Here is a 16,782-nt window from a genome sequence, read left to right as displayed (position 1 = left end):
ACGCTAGCTTTTTCGTTCAGCTGTATCTCACAAGAAGAAAGACCTCTCCGCTTTCATCATCCCTCAGTAGCCAGCCAAAAATTGCTTCTTCGGGAACAATTATCTCATACCGTCGGCCCTTTTTTCTAGAAGTCGTTGATCTCCAGAATTCAGCTGTCTCAGCTAATTCGTCGATGTCGCCGCCCCAAAAATACTCTGCGTTACGCATCGCCTCTCTTTCATATTCAGGAGGTTGATCAAAAGTTGTAGGCTCTGCATGCTCTTGAGAAAATGGAAAAATATACGGCGTAACATTTCTCAAGCTAGGTGATGCTTCGATAAAGGCAGTGAACGCGGCATCATCGCACCTAAAAGAAATCCAATACACCCTGCTAAATACGTTTCCCTCCGTTTTGGCCTTGTAATCGGAACTTGGAATCGCAGCCAGTCGAGCAGACTTCACCACAGCCTCATGAACTCGTGATTTCTCCCCCCCAGCCCACCACAAACTCAATCCGCCTAGCACTGCCGTCACACCACCGATAAAAATAAAACCCCGTAGCAGCAGCTGTTTCATAAAATCACCGTCCCTTCGGCTCCACCAGATAAACCCCAAACGTCGCATTCACCGCGTCGGTCAGCTTCATCCGCTTCAGCTCATGCCCGGCTCCCCATGAGTCACTGAACAACACCTCCTCACGCGGAATATTATACCCAATAATCAACCGCATGTGACCGCCACCCGCCTGCAAGGCCGTGTTCGGCTCTTCCGGAAACAACCCCAGCTGCAAGGCCCACAACAACGGCACCCCACGGTCAATCTGTTCCTGAATCATCTTCGCAAACCGGTCCGGTCTCGCCTCCCTCGCATCACTGCGTTCCAGCGGAGCCTTCTCCAAGAGCGCTTTGAACCGCACCTTGAACCGCGTGTTGATCTTCTTCAACGCCTCCACAAACGCCGCTCCCGTCGTTCCCCGGTCCGCCTCACTGCCCGCAATCGATGCCAGCTCATGTTGATCACAAGGAATGTTCAAATACCCAAACAACCGCTCGCACGAAGCCACCACACAATACCCTTTCGCCCCCTGATCCACCATCGGGATCCCCGTCACCAGCACATCGCCATTCGACTCCTTCTTCACAAACTGCAAAAGATCCCCACGCTTCAACGTCGTCGTCGACTGACCAATCGCCGCAATGTTCAGCAACTGATCCCTCCTCGCCACCGGCGCAACTCTCAACCTTAAAAACTCCGCCGCCGCCTTCTTCACGGTGGCCTCCGCATTATACTCCAGCAAGGCCAGCGTATGAGGCGTGTTCCACAACCAACTCGTCGTCTTCACCGCCGTCGGAGCCGTCGACCGATGCTCCACCGGCCTCGCACCGAGCAACCCAATCAGTGCCTGACCCGATTTTTTGAACCTCGCATCAAACTCATCCTTCGAAATGGGGCCGCTATCCCCCCGGTTGTATAATGACACATATACCTGAGAAAGTTTGCCATCCGCAAAATCAAACACCGCCTCCTCCACCCGATCGCGACCACCAAACATCGTCAGATCCACCGCCACATTAGAAAATGGCTGCCTCGAAAAACGCGCCGCCGTTTTCTCCGCATTCAACCATTGAAAAATCGGTGTATCCCCCGACCGGTCCACCCCAAACGCCGCCTCGAACTTTGCCGGCGTCATCTCCCACGATTGCGGAAATTTCATCAACCCATCCAGATCACAAAAATACTCCGTCGCTCCCCGCTCCAGTTCCACCACCGGCTGCGCCAGCAACACCGCAGGGTCAGTCCCCGCCGGAGCCAACACAAACCTCACAAGCTTCGCTTCAACCCCCGCATCCAAACACGCTGTCGCCTCCTTGCCCGAGTAGGACTGCGACTCCAATGACCGCACCAACTTGCTTCCAAAATACCGCTTCTGCCCCATCGCTTGCGCTCCCACCAAACCCACCAGGCCCGTCGCACAGGCCGACTTCTTCGCATCAAACTCATCCAGTCCCAACAGCCCATCCACCTCCGTGCCATGCAACACCACCAACACCTCGGTAACCTTGTTGTTGGTAAACTGCACCACCATCGTGTTCACCAACACCGTCCCGCCAAACAAAGACGCTTCGACCTTCACATTGGCAAACGGCTGACGCGAAAAAAACGCGAACCGGTTCCCACTCGTCTCCTCTGCCGCCCACTTAAAAAACGGATTCGACTCAAATCCCTCGGCAGGACACCTTTCGGCAAGCGTCTCAGGTGTCAGATCCCACAAATCCGGCAACTTCAGCACCGCATCCAAATCCAGCTTCAGCTCATGCATTCGCTCCTGGGCCGACGCCACCATCACGCCTCCCATCGACATCAAAATCAACACCACAAACACCCCCGTCCTGGCGACGGAAGCTCGGATTAAGCGCGAAATCATCAGGCCATTATAGCCTTAACCACATTTCCCGCCACATCTGTCAGTCGGAAATCACGGCCTTGGAACCGATAAGTGAAGCGCTCGTGATTGATCCCCAACAGGTGCAGCACCGTTGCATGGAAATCATTCACCGTCACCGCATCGCGGCCCACATTGTATCCCAGTTCATCACTCTCCCCGTAAGTCAGCCCACCCTTGATGCCACCACCTGCCATCCAGAATGTGAAACAATCGCGATGATGATCTCTGCCGTAGGCGGGAGTTCCGGTCTCTTTCTTCGAGAAATTCCCCTGTGAATAACTCGTCCGGCCAAACTCTCCACCCCAGATCACCAAGGTGTCCTTCAACATGTCACGATTCTTCAAATCCGTTAGCAACGCTGCACATGGCTGGTCCACTTCACGAGCCGAAGTCGGATAAGCCGACTCCTCACAAAGCCCGCCATGGTGATCCCAACCCGGATGATACAACTGGATGAACTTCACCCCGCGTTCCGCCAGTCGACGCGCCTGAATGCAATTCGCCGCAAAGCTCCCCGTTTTTTTCGCGTCATCGCCATACAACTTAAAAATGTGCTCCGGCTCGGAACTCAAATCCGTCGCCTCAGGCACACTCGCCTGCATCCGAAAGGCCATCTCATACTGCTCAATCCTCGCATTTACCCCCGCATCCGGCATCGCCCTCATCTTCTCCGTATGCATCTCCTTCAACGCATCCAACATCCGCCGCGTTGATGCCCGCGACACCCCCGCCGGTTCGCTCAAGAACAGCACCGCATCCTTGCCAGTCCGAAAATGCACCCCGGAGTGATGCGACGGCAAAAACCCGCTGTCCCACAACCGGTAACTCAATGGCTGGTCCACTCCGCGCTTGCTGATCAGCACCACAAAACTCGGCAGATCCGCATTGTCCGTGCCCAGTCCATAATTCAACCACGCCCCCATGCTCGGTCTCCCTGGCAACTGAGAACCCGTCTGCATGAACGTCAAAGCCGGATCATGATTCACCGCATCGCTCGTCATGCTCTTCACAAAACAAAGATCATCCGCCACCTTCGCCGTGTGCGGAAATAGCGAACTTATCCACGCCCCACTCTGCCCGTGCTGACGAAACTCAAACGGCGAGCCCACCATCGTGAACTTGCTCTGCGCCCCCGACATTCCCAAAGGTTTGCCGCCCTTTCTGAACGAAGCCGGGAACTCATCCCCTTGGTTCTTCTGCAACACCGGTTTGTAATCAAAACTCTCAAATTGCGACGGACCACCGCTCATGAACAAAAAGATCACCCTCTTCGCCTTGGGCGCAAAATCCGGCAGATGAGACAATCCACCCACCCGAGCCGCCGCCATTGAAGACGCTTCAGCCGCCGCCAACTTTGTCCCTCCCCCACCCATCATGTCCGCCAACGCCATCCCCCCAAGCCCCATCCCCATCTTCGAGAGCACCTCCCGACGCGACATTCCCGCCGCCGACCACGCACCTGTGCAGGCACTCGAATTGGATAAGTCATTCATCATAAGCTTTTCACTTTTCACTTATCCCTTTTCACTCAGTATCACGGCTTCACCACACTGTCCTCATAACCCAACAACGCCCGCGTCAGCATCGTCGAAGCCGCCACCTCCACCGCCGAAAGTTCCTTCGCCACCGGTGCCTCGCCATTCTCACTGCGCAAGCGCTCAGCCTCCTCGGGACATCCTGCAAAATAACTTCGTTGATCCCGCAACAACGCCGTCAACACCTCCCGCTCCATTGCATCAGCTTTGCGCCCGGTGAACAAACGAAAAGCCGTCTCCACGCGCGCCAGATCGTCGCCTGGATGGTCACGCACCAATTTCTCGGCCAACACCCGCGCCGCCTCCAAGAATTGCGGATCATTGAACAACACCAACGCCTGCAACGGCGTCGAACTTCGGTCCCTGCGCGACTTGCAAAATTCCCGCGTCGGCGCATCAAACACCGTCATCGAAGGAGGCGGCAAGGTCCTCCGCCAAAAAGTATAACAACTTCTCCGAAACAATCTCGCCCCGTGATCCTGATGATAACTGTGCTGCGTTCCTGAATCTTCCCACAGGCCGGCCGGCTGATACGGCTTCGTTGGCGGCCCACCCAAATCCTTTACCAACAACCCACTCACCGCCAGCACATTGTCCCGCAACTGCTCCGCCGACAGCCGTGTGCGCGGACCCCGCGCCAGCAACGCGTTGTCCAGGTCATCCTCCAACCAGCGTCGCTCCACCGGCATGCTGTCCTGACCATAAGTTGCCGACAACACCAGCAACCGGCACAGCGCCTTCACATCCCAACCGTTGTCCATGAACCACACCGCCAGCCAGTCCATCAGTTCCGGATGCGTCGGTAGCTGGCCCTGCACCCCAAAGTCCTCACTCGTCACCACCAGTCCGCGCCCGAAAAACTGCTGCCAGATCCGGTTCACAAACACCCGCGCCGTGAGCGGATTGCGACGGTCCACCAACCACTCCGCGTAGCCCAATCGAGTGCGCGGCAGATCCTCCGGAAACTCAAACACACTCGCCGGCACATCCGGCCTCACCCGTTCGCCAATCGCCTGAAAATGCCCCCGCTCCTGCACAAAGGTCGGGCGTCTTTTCTCCTCTGGAATCTCCCGCATCACCATCACCTCCTTCATCCTCATCGCGATGACGTTCTCCTCATCCCGCAACTCCTTCAACTCCTGCGAAAGTTTGCGCCACACCGGATCCTTCTCCCTCAGCCACCACGCGAACCAATCCTCCGGCTTGTTCGCCGCATCCCGATTCCCCAACAACTTCACCTCCACCGGTGCCAGTTCCCGATCCCAAAAATAGAACTCATCCACATAAGTTTTGTCCAGCGACTTGTCGTTGTGCCGACCCGACACCGTCAACGTCGGCGCATTCACCCCGTCCTTGTCCATGAAGGTTGCACTGTGCTTTATGTCCTTGTAGAGCCGGTCCCGATCCACCTCCGTCACCGCAGGCAACCCGTTGAGATACATTTTGATACCCGCCGCACGGCTCGATCCATCATAAGTCACCGTCACCATCGACCAGGCACTCAGCGTCAGCGGCTGATTCATCTTCACCCGCATCGCATTGCCCGGCCAGAAATGACACAACGCAAAAGACAGCCGGTCATCTTCCATCAACAACTCATAACCCTGTGATCCCGCATCCAGTCCCGCCCGCGAATAATGCACCACCAACGCCCGCTCCTGAGACACTGTCGGCTTCAACCAGATGGAAAAACTGAATGGCTGCGTGCGGCTATACTGACCCACTCCAGGAACCGTGACTGCATTGTCCTCTTTAAAATAAAGTGCCTGCCCGATGTGCCCCTCTGCAAAGTCCGTGCGCCGACGCAGCAAGCCCGATCTGTCCGCATCCGCCAAGTTCTTCAGCGTCTTCTCCTCCTTCTGCAAATACCCTTCGAAATCCAGATGCACCAAAGGCTTCGCAGCCGCCGGACGCCCCTCAAGCTCTTTCAGCCACCGCTCAAAACGCCTCTTCGCTTCCGGCAACGTCGCCTCGCGCTCCGCCTCCTTGAACTGCATCTTCAACTTCACATTGGCATGCTGCCGCTCGTCATCACCCTCATAGATGAACATGGATGGCGCAGGAATATTGGTCGTGTAAACTGTATACAACCCGCACTCATCAATGTTGTTCAGAAAAGCCGCCATGCTGTAATACTCGCGCGTTGAAATTGGATCATACTTGTGATCGTGACAACGCGCGCACTCCATGCTGAGTCCCAGGAAAGCAATCCCGTTGGTATTCACCCGGTCGGCCACAATCTCCTGCCGAAACTCCTCCTCATCACTCCCCGCCTCGTTGCTTTGCTGCGGAAGCCGGTTGAAAACCGTCGCCAGATACATGTCCTGCGTCGCCCCCGGCATCATGTCCCCCGCCGTCTGCCACTTCACAAACTGGTCATACGGCAGGTTGTCATTAAACGCCCGGATCACCCAGTCCCGATAAGGCCAGGTCTGACTGTCATGATCCTCATGCCGGCCAAATGTGTCCGCAAACCGCGCCACATCCAGCCACCCCACCGCCATGTGCTCCCCATACTCAGGAGCGGATAACAACCGATCCACCACCTTCGCCCGCGCTCCCTCGGATTGATCCGCAAAAAACGCATCCTGCTCGGCCAGCGTCGGAGGAAGCCCGGTCAAATCAAACGTCACCCGCCGCAACCAAGCCTCACGAGTCGCCTCCGCCGCCTGGTTCATCCCCTTCTCCTCCAAACGCTTCAGCACAAAAGCATCCACCTCATTCACCACCCGCGCCCCTCCCTCGGTTTTCACCGTCGGCACCTGCGGCATCACCGGCGGAATGAACGACCAGTGTTTTTCAAACTTTGCCCCTTCCGCCAACCAGCGTTTGATCAACTCGATCTGCTCCGGCTTTAACGGTTTGTGCTCCTCCGGCGGCGGCATGATTTCATCCACGTCCGTCGTCACAATCCTCTCGATCAGCGTTCCAACATCCGATCTCCCCGGCACAATCGCGTCCATCGCGATCACATTTTCCCGATCGTCCAGTTGCAGATCCGCTTTGCGCTCCTTTTCATCCTGACCGTGACACTTAAAACAGTGCTCCGCCAAAATCGGCTTGATCTCAAAATTGTAACTGACGTCAGCAAAACCAACCGACGCCCATCCAAGGGCCGCAGCAGCTACCGAAAAAGCCAGCGTGCGGGGCAACGCGAAACTCATGAATAGGAAGAAAGAATTACACCAAGAATAGCCGCGCACCCCAGATTATCAAGCAGCATCCCCGCCAGAGCCAATGAGATTCCATTCATAATCCGCCCCCCTGGGAGCGCCGGCCTCCAGACCGGCCATCATTCCCAAGCGCGAAGCGCCACTCTTTCCTCAGTGCCCCTCCTTGCGCAACTGCACCCCCCGCCCCTTCTCCCCACCCCATTCCAGTTTCTCCGCCACCCCCATCGGCAACTCCCAAGCTTCATCTTCACCTCCGTAAATAATCACCCTAGTCCGTTCCGCCGCCATCGCCACCGCCTGAGGCACATCCAAAAACTTCAGCACATTCAAACAATTCGGCGCATTGACCTCCCGATGCGATCCCGGCATCTCATGCAAGTCCAACCGCGTGATGCCTTCCTCAAACAGGGAGGCATAAACCGCATTCACCGCCTGCCCCCTCGAAGCCTGCAGCCACAATTTTGTCTCCTTCAACCCCTCTACCGCCCGCAATCCGCGAATCGCACACCGCACATCCAACACCTGCTCCGTCTCCAGCGTCGTCCCCAACAAATAAAACTTCCTCAACCACTGTGTCCGCTCCTTCTCCGTCCCAACAAACGCCGTCGGCCCCTCCCCACGCGGTGCCACATACGCCATGCCCCACTTAAAATTGCCAAACATCTTCCGCTCCGCCTCAAACGCCTCCTCATCAACCTCCGCCTTCGTTCCCTTCGGCAACAACTCTCCAAACGCTGCTCCATAAGTATTCGCAAAAGTCCCCCATCCTTCATCGTCCAGCACATTCAAAACCACCAAGTCCAACTCCTCAGGCTTCACCTTGGCGGAATGCACCAGAAACAACTCCAACGAAACTTCATCATCTATAAACAGGCGATGCCTCTTCATCACCAGCCCATCTCCCTCCGCCTGATCCTCTGAAACGCTTTTCCCACTTTGATCTCCAATCCTCGCATTCCGAAACGAAGTCTTCGTCTCCAAATCCTTCCTCCACCCATCCCGCATCTTCTCCCACGCCTTCTCATTCCCTGGCACCTCAGACACGACCGCCCCTTTTACAAACACCTCGTCCACCGTCGTGTTGATCTCATCCTTCGGCAACTCCCCCTCAAACACCCGCAGCTTTTCCATCGCCACCCCCGAAGGCACTGCCGCCCCGTCAAAAGTGCTCATCGCCTCCGCTCCCTGCAAAAACCGCGTCATCCAGTGGAACTCACCCACGTTCAGCGGCTGCACATTCGCATGACCGCCCTCCGCAATGTGCAATCCAATGTTCTTCTCCGCCCCCAGCAATCCATAAATCCGCCGCGCCCCCTCATAAACCTTCACCACCCCATCCAGCGGAAAAATCGGATCCTTGTCCGTGTTTGCGATCAACAATGGTCTTGGTGCCACCAGCGCCGCCACCTTGTCGAAATCCCATTGATACGAATTCACCATGAACATGCAGTCGCAATGACCGGACACCTTTCCATCCACCACATGATTTTTTAATGTCGTGATCCCCGCCGTCGGCACCGCCACCTTCACCCGCTCATCCAGCGCCGCCACCCACCAGGAATAGGCGCCGCCGCCACTTCGACCCGCCACCCCAAAGCGCGTTTTGTCCACCTCCGACCGCGTCTCCAGATAATCCAGTCCCCGAATCCCCGCCCAAGCCTCCACCCCCGCTGGCGTATACCCACGCGACATCCACCAGAAGCGCCCCAACCGGTGCGTGCCATGATGATGACCCCGAATCTCCCCCAATTGCACCGTGTCGATGATCAAACAAACAAACCCATGCTTCGCATACCACACCCCATGATGCGAATACCCCGACTTGTTGCCAAAACTCACCCCATCCTTCTGCTTGTCCGCATGCCCGGAAAGATAAAGCACCGTCGGCAACCGCTCGTTCACCACCTTCGGCCGATACAAATTCGCCGTCACATACAACCCCGGCATCGACTGATAATGCAGCTTCTCCACGACGATCCCCTCGTGCTCGAACTCCCCCGTCTTCGTCGCCTTCAAATCCGTCCTCTCCGGCATCGGATCAAGCCCCAGCATCTCCGCCAGCTGCCGACGATATTCCCCCTTCTTCGCCAGCCAATCTTCCTTCGTCTTCACCTCCCGCTCCAGCCCTCCTTCAATCGCCTTCACCTCCTTTTCAAACCACCGATCCATCGCCGTCTCTCCCCTCACCCCCCCACTCCCCATCCCCATCATCCACAAGCTCAAACCCACCAACAAAAAACGCGTGATCGTCATCTCCCCATAACGTCACCAACTCCCCAATTGTAGCAGCCGACGTAAGGAGGCTCCATTTCAGAACCTCCCGACTCGCAAGCCAAGAACCAAGAACCAAGAACCTCCTACTTCTCCTTCAACAAATCCCGAATCTCCCTCAACAGCACCACCTCATCCGGCGGCGGCGAAGGAGCTGCTGGCTCCGCCTCTTTCTTCCTGTGCAGCCTGTTAAGAATTTTGATCAGCATAAAAATGCAAAATGCGACGATCAAAAAGTTGAGGAAAATGGTGAGGAAATTGCCATACGCAAAAACCGGCCCCACCTTCTTCGCTTCCGCGAGAGTGGTCACCCCATTGGCCACCGCCTCCCTGCCTGCCTGCGTCAGCGGCACATACAAACTGCTAAAATCCGCATTCGCCACGATGCCCACAAACGGCATCACCAAGTCCTCCACCGCCGATGCCACAATCTTTCCGAACGCTCCCCCAATGATCACCCCGACTGCGAGATCGATCACATTGCCCCGCATAACGAACGACTTGAACTCTTCGATGATTTTCATAGACCGATTTGAATTGGATTTCTGATTTTCATCGCAGCCAACCGCCTGACCGCGCCTCACAAATTCTCGTCCATCACCCGCGGCAAGTCCACCGACAACAACGACGGATTCGTCTCCGCGCGCCGCCTCCTCATCCGCGCCAGCTTCGCCCCGTCCACCACCACCCGGTTCACCTCAAATCCCGACTCAAAAATCGCCGAACCCGACTCCCGTTCGTCCTTTTCAAACGGAACCTGCGACGGCGTCAACCACGCCAGTCGTCCCACATTTTCATCCACCAACTCCGACTTCGCCCTTCCGACCAAATGGCTCACCCCCACATAACAACCGAGCTCCACCGCCCGCGCACTCGCACATCTTCCCACCCGCTCCACCCCCAGCACACTCTCCGTCGCACTCGGAACCAGAATTAAGTCGACCCCCTTCCCCCGCAGCGCCACTGACAGCTCCGGGATCTCAATGTCCAAACAGATGATCACTGCAAACCTCACTCCGCCCAGCGAAAACAACTGCACTCCCTCCCCAGGAGAAAACGCCGACTCCCAAGGCGTCAGATTCAACTTGTCCTGATACCCCACATGATCGCCCACCACCACCGGAGCCCGATTGCGCAACATCCCATCCGTTCCCACAAACGGCACCGTCCCCAGCACCACCGCCTTGTCCGATCTCGTCAACTTCGACGACATCCCCGGCCACAATTCCTCCCAAAACAATTTCCCCACCGCCTGCAAAGCCCCAGGTCCACCCTCCACAAACCGTTCCAAACCCAGCCACGAAAACTCCGGGAACAACACCACATCCGCCCCACCATCCCAAGCATCCGTCGTTCGCGACACCAAGAAATCGGCAAACGCCTCTGGCGAAGCCGCCTCAGCGCCCACATCACACGTCATCAAATCCACCGTCAGTTCTGCCATGATTTCATCCAAAAGGTTAACATTTTGGGCGACTCCTCCGCCTCCCCCATCTCCTTCCAAACAAAAGTCGTCTGCAACTCTGGATGCTGCACATACCCCTGCGCCCTCCAAAATTCATTCAAGGGCCGATACCCCTTCGGTCTCATCGGATGATCCTCCGCCCGATCCACCGCACAAAAGGTCGTCCACTTCATCCCCAAGCGCTGCGCATGCGCCTCCCTGCGTTTGAAAAACTCCTTCCCAATCCCCCGCCCACGCAACTCAGGCAATAAAATTGACTCCCCAAAATACCCGATCTTTTCTACGTCATACCCCTTTTCCAAAAACGGCTTCTGAAACTCCTCGCCCTCATCCTTCAAAGGCAAACAAGTCGTCGCCCCCAACACCCGCTCCCCCGCCTCATCCGTCACCAGCACCACCAAACTCCCCTCCGACCTCGCATACACCTTCAAATAATCACGCTCATATTCCAGCGATCCATCATACAAATACGGATACTCCCTAAATACTGCTATTCGCAGTTCCCCCAACCCATCCAGCCAGGGCAACAACTCTTCACCTCTGAGCTCAAGAAATCGCGAACCGTCACTCATGCCCCTCTCCTAACCCACCCACTTCAAATTGCAGGCAAATTCAAATCCAAAGTCCCGTCATCTTGGTATTCTTTGTGACAACCACTCCTCAATTCTCACGCCTTCCTGCCACGCTGCTGAGCTTCGCTGTTCCGAAACTCCACAATTTGCGCACCGCCCTCCGCCATCGCCGCAGGCTCCCGATGATCCTCAAGGATGTTCACAATCTCAATTCCCGCGCGCTCCAAATCATGCATCAAATGCCGCGATTTCGCCGCCAGGAACGCATAAAAAAGATAACTCGGAATCGCCACCGCCAGCCCCAAAGCCGACGTCACCAAACTCAGATAAACCCCCTCAGAAACCTGCGCCGGTGTTGCAAATCCTCCGACCTTGTTCAGCAAAGCGAACGTGTTCATCAACCCCGCAATCGTCCCCAACAACCCAATCAGAGGGGCCGCATGCGCAATCCCGTGCAACACACTTAAATAACGCTCCAGCCTCGGCACCTCCAACTGACCCGCCTCCTGCACAATCTCCTTCAACTGCTCCCGCGGGGCATGATGCCTCAAAAGCGCCGCATGCAAAACCCGACCCGCAGGAACCCGGGTCGCCACACACTCCTGCAAAGCCTCCGCATAGTTTTTGCGACGGATCAAACTCGCCAGCCCCGAAAGAAACTCCCCAATGTTCAACTCCGCCCGGTGAAAATACGACAAACGCTCAAAAAATATGGCGATGGCCAACGCCAAACAGCCCAGCAACAAAAACACCAGGGCTCCTCCTTTGGAAATCAGATCAAGCATGGGCAGGGAAAAATCGATCAATCAACATTACAACAGATCGGCCTGCAGAAAGTGGGGTAAGTAAGGCCGGGCGAAACAGTTACAGCGGAAAGCATGCCGCCGCAATGCGGAATTTTCTCCAAGGCATGCACGTGGTTCCTCATGACAAAAGCATCTTGAAAATGAACCCCTTTCGAAGGTTGGCAACCAAAAGATCTAAAAAGCCTACAAGAAAAATCTCACCTCACTTCACCTCTTCTCCTTGCCCTGCTTGAACCGCTCCAGCGTTTTGTCGCGCTCCGCGTGATGATCCACAATCGGCAGCGGATAATCCTTCGCCAATCGCAACTTCGCAGGTTCATGCAACCGCTCCACCGGCACGTCCTTCAGTTCCGGAATCCATTTTTTGATATACATCCCATCCGGATCAAACCGTTTCCCCTGCAACCACGGATTCTGAATCCGAAAATAGGGTGCCGCATCCGCCCCGGTCCCCGCGCTCCACTGCCATCCCCCATTGTTGCTGGCAATCTCCCCGTCAATCAGCTGCTGCATAAAAAAACTCTCTCCAAGTCGCCAGTGACAATGCAGGTCCTTGGTCAAAAACATCGCCACGATCATCCTTAACCGATTGTGCATCCACCCCGTCGCCAGCAACTGCCGCATCCCCGCATCCACCATCGGAAACCCCGTCATCCCCGCTTTCCAGGCTTCAAACAAAGCCTCATCCGAATCCCACCTCACATTGCGGAACTCCGGATTAAAATCCGTCTCCAGCACCTCCGGCCAAAAATGCAGCACCGCCATGTAAAACTCCCTCCAACCCAGCTCCTTCACATACGTCTCCACCCCCTTCCGCTCACCCGTCGACATCTCCTCCGCCTTCTTACGACACCGCGCATACAACTCCCGAATCCCAATCAATCCGTAGCGCAAATCCGGGCTCAGTCCCGACGAATGCATCCCAAAAGGCACATTTCGTTTCTCTGCATACTCCGGCAATCTCCGACTCCCCACAAAATTCTTCATCCGCTCGCGCGCCGCCCGTTCCCCCGCCTCTGGCAACTCCGCCCCGCTCTCCTCCAATCCCCAATGCGCCAAAGTTGGCAACGCCTCCGATTTCACGTTGTCACCCACCGCATTCCCCAAGCTCTTCACCCTTGGCAACGGTTCCGGCTTCGCCAACCCCAACCACACCTTTGAATACGGCGTGTAAACCCGATACGCCGACCCATCCCCCTTCACCACTTCATCCGCCTCATGCAGCACCGCGTCCTTAAACGAGTGAAACGCCACCCCCATCCTCTCACAAACCTCCTTCACCTTTCCTTCTACTTCCTTCCCAAACGGATCAGGATCACGATTCACAAACAGCGCCTCGGCCTTCGTCTCCTTCAGCAACTTTTCCAATTCCCTCTCTGCCGAACCACATCGCAAAACCAACCTCGACCCAATCGCCTCCAAGTTTTTCGCCAGCGACTGCAAATTCCCGCACAAAAACGCCTGCCGGTTCGGCCCCGTCCAATCATGCTTCTTCTTCCAATCGCTCAACACATACACCGGCACCACCTGTTCCGACATCTGCTGCGCGTTCCACAACCCCGCATTGTCCACCAACCTCAAATCTCGTCGAAACCAATGCAAACTCGTCTTGTATTTTTTCATGCTCAAAAACTTAAACGCATCTCGCCCTCACATCGGCGTTCATCCGGGCAAATCCCCACCAAAAATCACCATCTCACTCCTCCAAAGCCATTTCATTCTTCCGATAAATCATCCCAATGAATCGCGCCTGAACCAGCATAAAATAAAACGACAACGCGGCCCCAAAAACCCACCCCACATACGCTGTCCTCTCCCCCAGCATCACCGCCGCGCCTCCCACCAACACCAACACCACCACCAACCCCGCAGAAATCAAATACGACGGCATGCACTTCCAAATCCCCGGCAAAACCCGATGCGGCAATACCGATTCAAACGTCTGATACACCGCCGCATTCAACAACGCCATCGGCACATACATCGCCCCCAGCACCACTGCTCCAAAAAACGCCACATCAAAAAATGCCTCCGACTCCGGCACCAAAAACCCCACCGCCAAAAGCGGTAACCCGCCACATGCCACTGACACCACGACTCGCAGATACGGAAACACCACATCCTCCCACCCATCCGCAATCGAAGGCCAGTCCGGCACCTCCTCTCCTCCCGACACCGTGGTGCCGATCACATCCAGAAAGAAGGTCGCCAGATAAGCCGCCCCCAGCAATGCGGCAATCCCGCCGAAGACCGGTGCCCACCTCGCCACCCCAAAAAACAACAGCGATAGCGTCCCAATCACCAGCATCACCGGCCCAGCCCCGCGAAACGGATAAACAAAAGCATCCTTGATCATCCTCATTCAAAATACAACGCCTCGTCAGCCCAGTTCCTGTCAATTCGGTCTTTCCCTCCCCTAAACGCCCGAACCCCCTGCAATGAGGCAAAACCCCCCCGCCGCATGATCTCCAGAAAATCCCGCATCCACGCCTTCTCCGCCATTTCCTCCGTCGTTGCCGCATAAAGCGCACTCTCCACCCCTTTTTTGCCCAGCGGCCGAGCCACCACATACTCGCGATCCAAAAACGGCTGCACCGCCCATCTCGGCATCGCCGCAATCCCACGCCGACTCGCCACCAGTTGCAAAATCGCCACCGTCAGTTCCGTCGCGCGCCGTTTCCCCGGATCAATCCGCGCCGGAATCAAAAAATCCCGCATCACATCAATCCGGTCATCCGGAATCGGATAACTCACCAACGTCTCCTTCGAAAAATCCTTCGGCGTCAAATACGGCTTGGCCGTCAATGGATGCTCCTTTGCCAGCAACGCCGAAACCTCATAACGAAACAACGGATGAAACACCGTCCGCGCCCGCTTGATCGCATGCGACACAATCACCAGATCTGCCCGGTCCTCGTGCAACAACCCAATCGGGTCCGCATGAAAACCCGACACCAAATCCTGCTCCACCTCCGGCCATCTCTCGCGAAACGCATCCATCGACGGCATCAGCCAGTCAAAACAGGAATGACACTCCACTGCGATCCGCAACTGCCCCGTATTCCCCCCCGCAATCCGCGCCAGATCCCGCTCCGCCTCCGCCATCTGCGACTCCATCAGCTGCGCAAGCTGCAACAACCGCTGTCCCCCCGGCGTCAGCCTCAACGGCACTGACTTCCGCTCAAACAACGCCAGCCCACACAACTCCTCCAACGCCTTCACCTGATGCGACACCGCCGGCTGCGACAAATGCAACCGCGCCGCCGCCTTCGACAAACTGTGCGTCTCCGCAATCGCCGCCAACGTGCGCAGATGACGAAACTCCAACGGTGACGGGGCATTGATCAACATGCAGCCTACGAATACCAAATTTCACTTTAAATCAACAATTTGAATGAACTTGAAAAAACACCCCCACATCTCAACGGGAGTCATCTGATAAAACTTGACTGCCTCAATTAACAATGGGAACTTGGCAATGCACTCTGATGGTCCGAAGCCCCACGCCTCGCGCGGGGTATTGATGTAGGATCAAAGGAGTGCTTTTTTATTTATTTAAGTGAACTCTTTGGCTTGAACAACCAATGGCGATATGACATCGACCAGTTTCCTTCCGGAAACGGCTCACACGCTGTAGAAATTTTGGGATTGAAATGAGGTTTCAATGTGCGGATTTCTGTCAATATGTGCCGGTAAAGCTTATCTTTGGCGAGAGTTCGTTTACCCCTCTGCTTCTGACCTTTGGGTTTTTCTAAATGAAGATTGTTGAGCCTGAAGGCCATCGCGCCCAAAACAATATCCACACACTGCATCAGCACATGTTCCTTGGAATCCACCTCAGTCACATGAGACAGATCAATCTTGAGATTCTTCTCTCGCAAATCTTTGTTGAGCGGTAAAGCAGCAATGTAGGCTTTGAACTGCGCCACTCGTTCGTGAGTATGGGGGAACTGGTCAAAAAACAATCTCAAGCGGGGTCCATCTTGTTGTGTGGGTATATGTGCCAATCCAAATGCGTGTTTGGCGAACTGGTAGTAAAGTTTAAAATAGCTCTCATCCCGTTGCTTTCGGCTAAGTTGCAATTCTGAATCCCTGTTATCACGGAACATCAGCCTCATTCGCACCCCGCCACCACGCAATTCATCAAAAAAACTGGAAATCATCTGCTGATACCCATTAAGCCACGGCTCAGAAACCCGTTGCCACTTGAGCTCCTTCAGAAATCCAATTTCTGCTTTGCGAATTCGTAAACGATTTTCAACTTCAGCGTGTTGGCGCGCAGCGATGATACAGCCTCCGAAGAAATTAGAGAAATAAGATCCATCCTGAACTGATTCATCAGCGAAAATCCAATATTCTTTCTCCACTCCTATCCACCCATCGGGAGGTTTTTGATCACTACCAATAAGATGGGAATTTTCAGTAGACTGCATAGATTAACATCAAATAGTTCGCTGCGATCATCGCAGACCGCAACCCTTTGGCACAAACGCTTTTTAGAAAATCAAGGCTGCATCAACGCAAAAAACATCGC

General features: G+C 55.4%; 13 protein-coding genes. All 13 read right to left on the bottom strand.

Translation table 11 applies throughout. From position 1 onward, the window contains the following. Window positions 1-16: 16 nt before the first annotated feature. The 13 genes from FEM03_RS19065 to FEM03_RS19005 all read right to left on the bottom strand — a co-directional run bounded on the left by FEM03_RS19065 (window position 17) and on the right by FEM03_RS19005 (window position 16,681). Window positions 17-556 (bottom strand): hypothetical protein, encoded by a 540-nt coding sequence (locus tag FEM03_RS19065; protein ID WP_138087889.1) that lies wholly within the window; start codon window positions 554-556, stop codon window positions 17-19. A 4-nt stretch (window positions 557-560) separates the two neighbouring features. Next, the gene (locus FEM03_RS19060) at window positions 561-2,405 is read right to left on the bottom strand and encodes a C39 family peptidase (RefSeq protein WP_138087888.1); all 1,845 of its coding nucleotides are present in this window, start codon (window positions 2,403-2,405) and stop codon (window positions 561-563) included. After that, window positions 2,405-3,922, bottom strand: a complete 1,518-nt coding sequence (locus FEM03_RS19055) for a DUF1501 domain-containing protein (RefSeq protein ID WP_240772841.1) — start codon at window positions 3,920-3,922, stop codon at window positions 2,405-2,407. The genes FEM03_RS19060 and FEM03_RS19055 overlap by 1 nt, the downstream gene beginning before the upstream one ends. A 38-nt stretch (window positions 3,923-3,960) precedes the next feature. Beyond that, complete coding sequence (locus FEM03_RS19050; RefSeq protein ID WP_240772840.1) at window positions 3,961-7,125, bottom strand: DUF1553 domain-containing protein; 3,165 nt, start codon at window positions 7,123-7,125, stop codon at window positions 3,961-3,963. 159 nt (window positions 7,126-7,284) lie between these two features. Further along, window positions 7,285-9,387 (bottom strand): alpha/beta hydrolase family protein, encoded by a 2,103-nt coding sequence (locus FEM03_RS19045; RefSeq protein ID WP_138087887.1) that lies wholly within the window; start codon window positions 9,385-9,387, stop codon window positions 7,285-7,287. A gap of 104 nt (window positions 9,388-9,491) precedes the next feature. Next, window positions 9,492-9,929, bottom strand: a complete 438-nt coding sequence (gene mscL / locus FEM03_RS19040; protein WP_138087886.1) for a large conductance mechanosensitive channel protein MscL — start codon at window positions 9,927-9,929, stop codon at window positions 9,492-9,494. Window positions 9,930-9,985: 56 nt separating this feature from the next. Then, window positions 9,986-10,849: a nitrilase-related carbon-nitrogen hydrolase gene (locus FEM03_RS19035; protein ID WP_138087885.1), complete on the bottom strand. Its 864-nt coding sequence runs from the start codon at window positions 10,847-10,849 to the stop codon at window positions 9,986-9,988. Further along, window positions 10,837-11,442, bottom strand: coding sequence for a GNAT family N-acetyltransferase (locus tag FEM03_RS19030; protein ID WP_138087884.1), 606 nt, complete (start codon window positions 11,440-11,442; stop codon window positions 10,837-10,839). The genes FEM03_RS19035 and FEM03_RS19030 overlap by 13 nt, the downstream gene beginning before the upstream one ends. A 95-nt stretch (window positions 11,443-11,537) precedes the next feature. Continuing rightward, entirely contained in the window at window positions 11,538-12,227 is a 690-nt protein-coding gene (locus tag FEM03_RS19025; RefSeq protein WP_138087883.1) for a MotA/TolQ/ExbB proton channel family protein, read from the bottom strand. Window positions 12,228-12,455: 228 nt separating this feature from the next. Further along, window positions 12,456-13,871, bottom strand: coding sequence for a cryptochrome/photolyase family protein (locus FEM03_RS19020; protein WP_138087882.1), 1,416 nt, complete (start codon window positions 13,869-13,871; stop codon window positions 12,456-12,458). Window positions 13,872-13,944: 73 nt separating this feature from the next. Beyond that, the gene (locus tag FEM03_RS19015; RefSeq protein ID WP_166442999.1) at window positions 13,945-14,610 is read right to left on the bottom strand and encodes a hypothetical protein; all 666 of its coding nucleotides are present in this window, start codon (window positions 14,608-14,610) and stop codon (window positions 13,945-13,947) included. After that, window positions 14,607-15,599, bottom strand: coding sequence for a LysR family transcriptional regulator (locus FEM03_RS19010; RefSeq protein ID WP_138087880.1), 993 nt, complete (start codon window positions 15,597-15,599; stop codon window positions 14,607-14,609). The genes FEM03_RS19015 and FEM03_RS19010 overlap by 4 nt, the downstream gene beginning before the upstream one ends. A gap of 200 nt (window positions 15,600-15,799) precedes the next feature. Next, on the bottom strand, window positions 15,800-16,681 hold the full coding sequence (locus FEM03_RS19005; protein ID WP_138087879.1) for a DUF3800 domain-containing protein: 882 nt from the start codon (window positions 16,679-16,681) through the stop codon (window positions 15,800-15,802). Between the last annotated feature and the right edge of the window lie 101 nt (window positions 16,682-16,782).

It is taken from the genome of Phragmitibacter flavus, assembly GCF_005780165.1.
In the GTDB taxonomy this organism is placed as follows: Bacteria; Verrucomicrobiota; Verrucomicrobiia; order Verrucomicrobiales; family Verrucomicrobiaceae; genus Phragmitibacter; species Phragmitibacter flavus.
This window is presented reverse-complemented; position numbering and strand designations above follow the sequence as displayed.

Excerpts from the sequence above, each read along its gene's own strand:
- FEM03_RS19065 (WP_138087889.1), bottom strand. The coding sequence starts at position 556 with ATGAAACAGCTGCTGCTACGGGGTTTTATTTTTATCGGTGGTGTGACG.
- FEM03_RS19060 (WP_138087888.1), bottom strand. The coding sequence starts at position 2,405 with ATGATTTCGCGCTTAATCCGAGCTTCCGTCGCCAGGACGGGGGTGTTT.
- FEM03_RS19055 (WP_240772841.1), bottom strand. The coding sequence starts at position 3,922 with ATGATGAATGACTTATCCAATTCGAGTGCCTGCACAGGTGCGTGGTCG.
- FEM03_RS19050 (WP_240772840.1), bottom strand. The coding sequence starts at position 7,125 with ATGAGTTTCGCGTTGCCCCGCACGCTGGCTTTTTCGGTAGCTGCTGCG.
- FEM03_RS19045 (WP_138087887.1), bottom strand. The coding sequence starts at position 9,387 with ATGACGATCACGCGTTTTTTGTTGGTGGGTTTGAGCTTGTGGATGATG.
- mscL (WP_138087886.1), bottom strand. The coding sequence starts at position 9,929 with ATGAAAATCATCGAAGAGTTCAAGTCGTTCGTTATGCGGGGCAATGTG.
- FEM03_RS19035 (WP_138087885.1), bottom strand. The coding sequence starts at position 10,849 with ATGGCAGAACTGACGGTGGATTTGATGACGTGTGATGTGGGCGCTGAG.
- FEM03_RS19030 (WP_138087884.1), bottom strand. The coding sequence starts at position 11,442 with ATGAGTGACGGTTCGCGATTTCTTGAGCTCAGAGGTGAAGAGTTGTTG.
- FEM03_RS19025 (WP_138087883.1), bottom strand. The coding sequence starts at position 12,227 with ATGCTTGATCTGATTTCCAAAGGAGGAGCCCTGGTGTTTTTGTTGCTG.
- FEM03_RS19020 (WP_138087882.1), bottom strand. The coding sequence starts at position 13,871 with ATGAAAAAATACAAGACGAGTTTGCATTGGTTTCGACGAGATTTGAGG.
- FEM03_RS19015 (WP_166442999.1), bottom strand. The coding sequence starts at position 14,610 with ATGAGGATGATCAAGGATGCTTTTGTTTATCCGTTTCGCGGGGCTGGG.
- FEM03_RS19010 (WP_138087880.1), bottom strand. The coding sequence starts at position 15,599 with ATGTTGATCAATGCCCCGTCACCGTTGGAGTTTCGTCATCTGCGCACG.
- FEM03_RS19005 (WP_138087879.1), bottom strand. The coding sequence starts at position 16,681 with ATGCAGTCTACTGAAAATTCCCATCTTATTGGTAGTGATCAAAAACCT.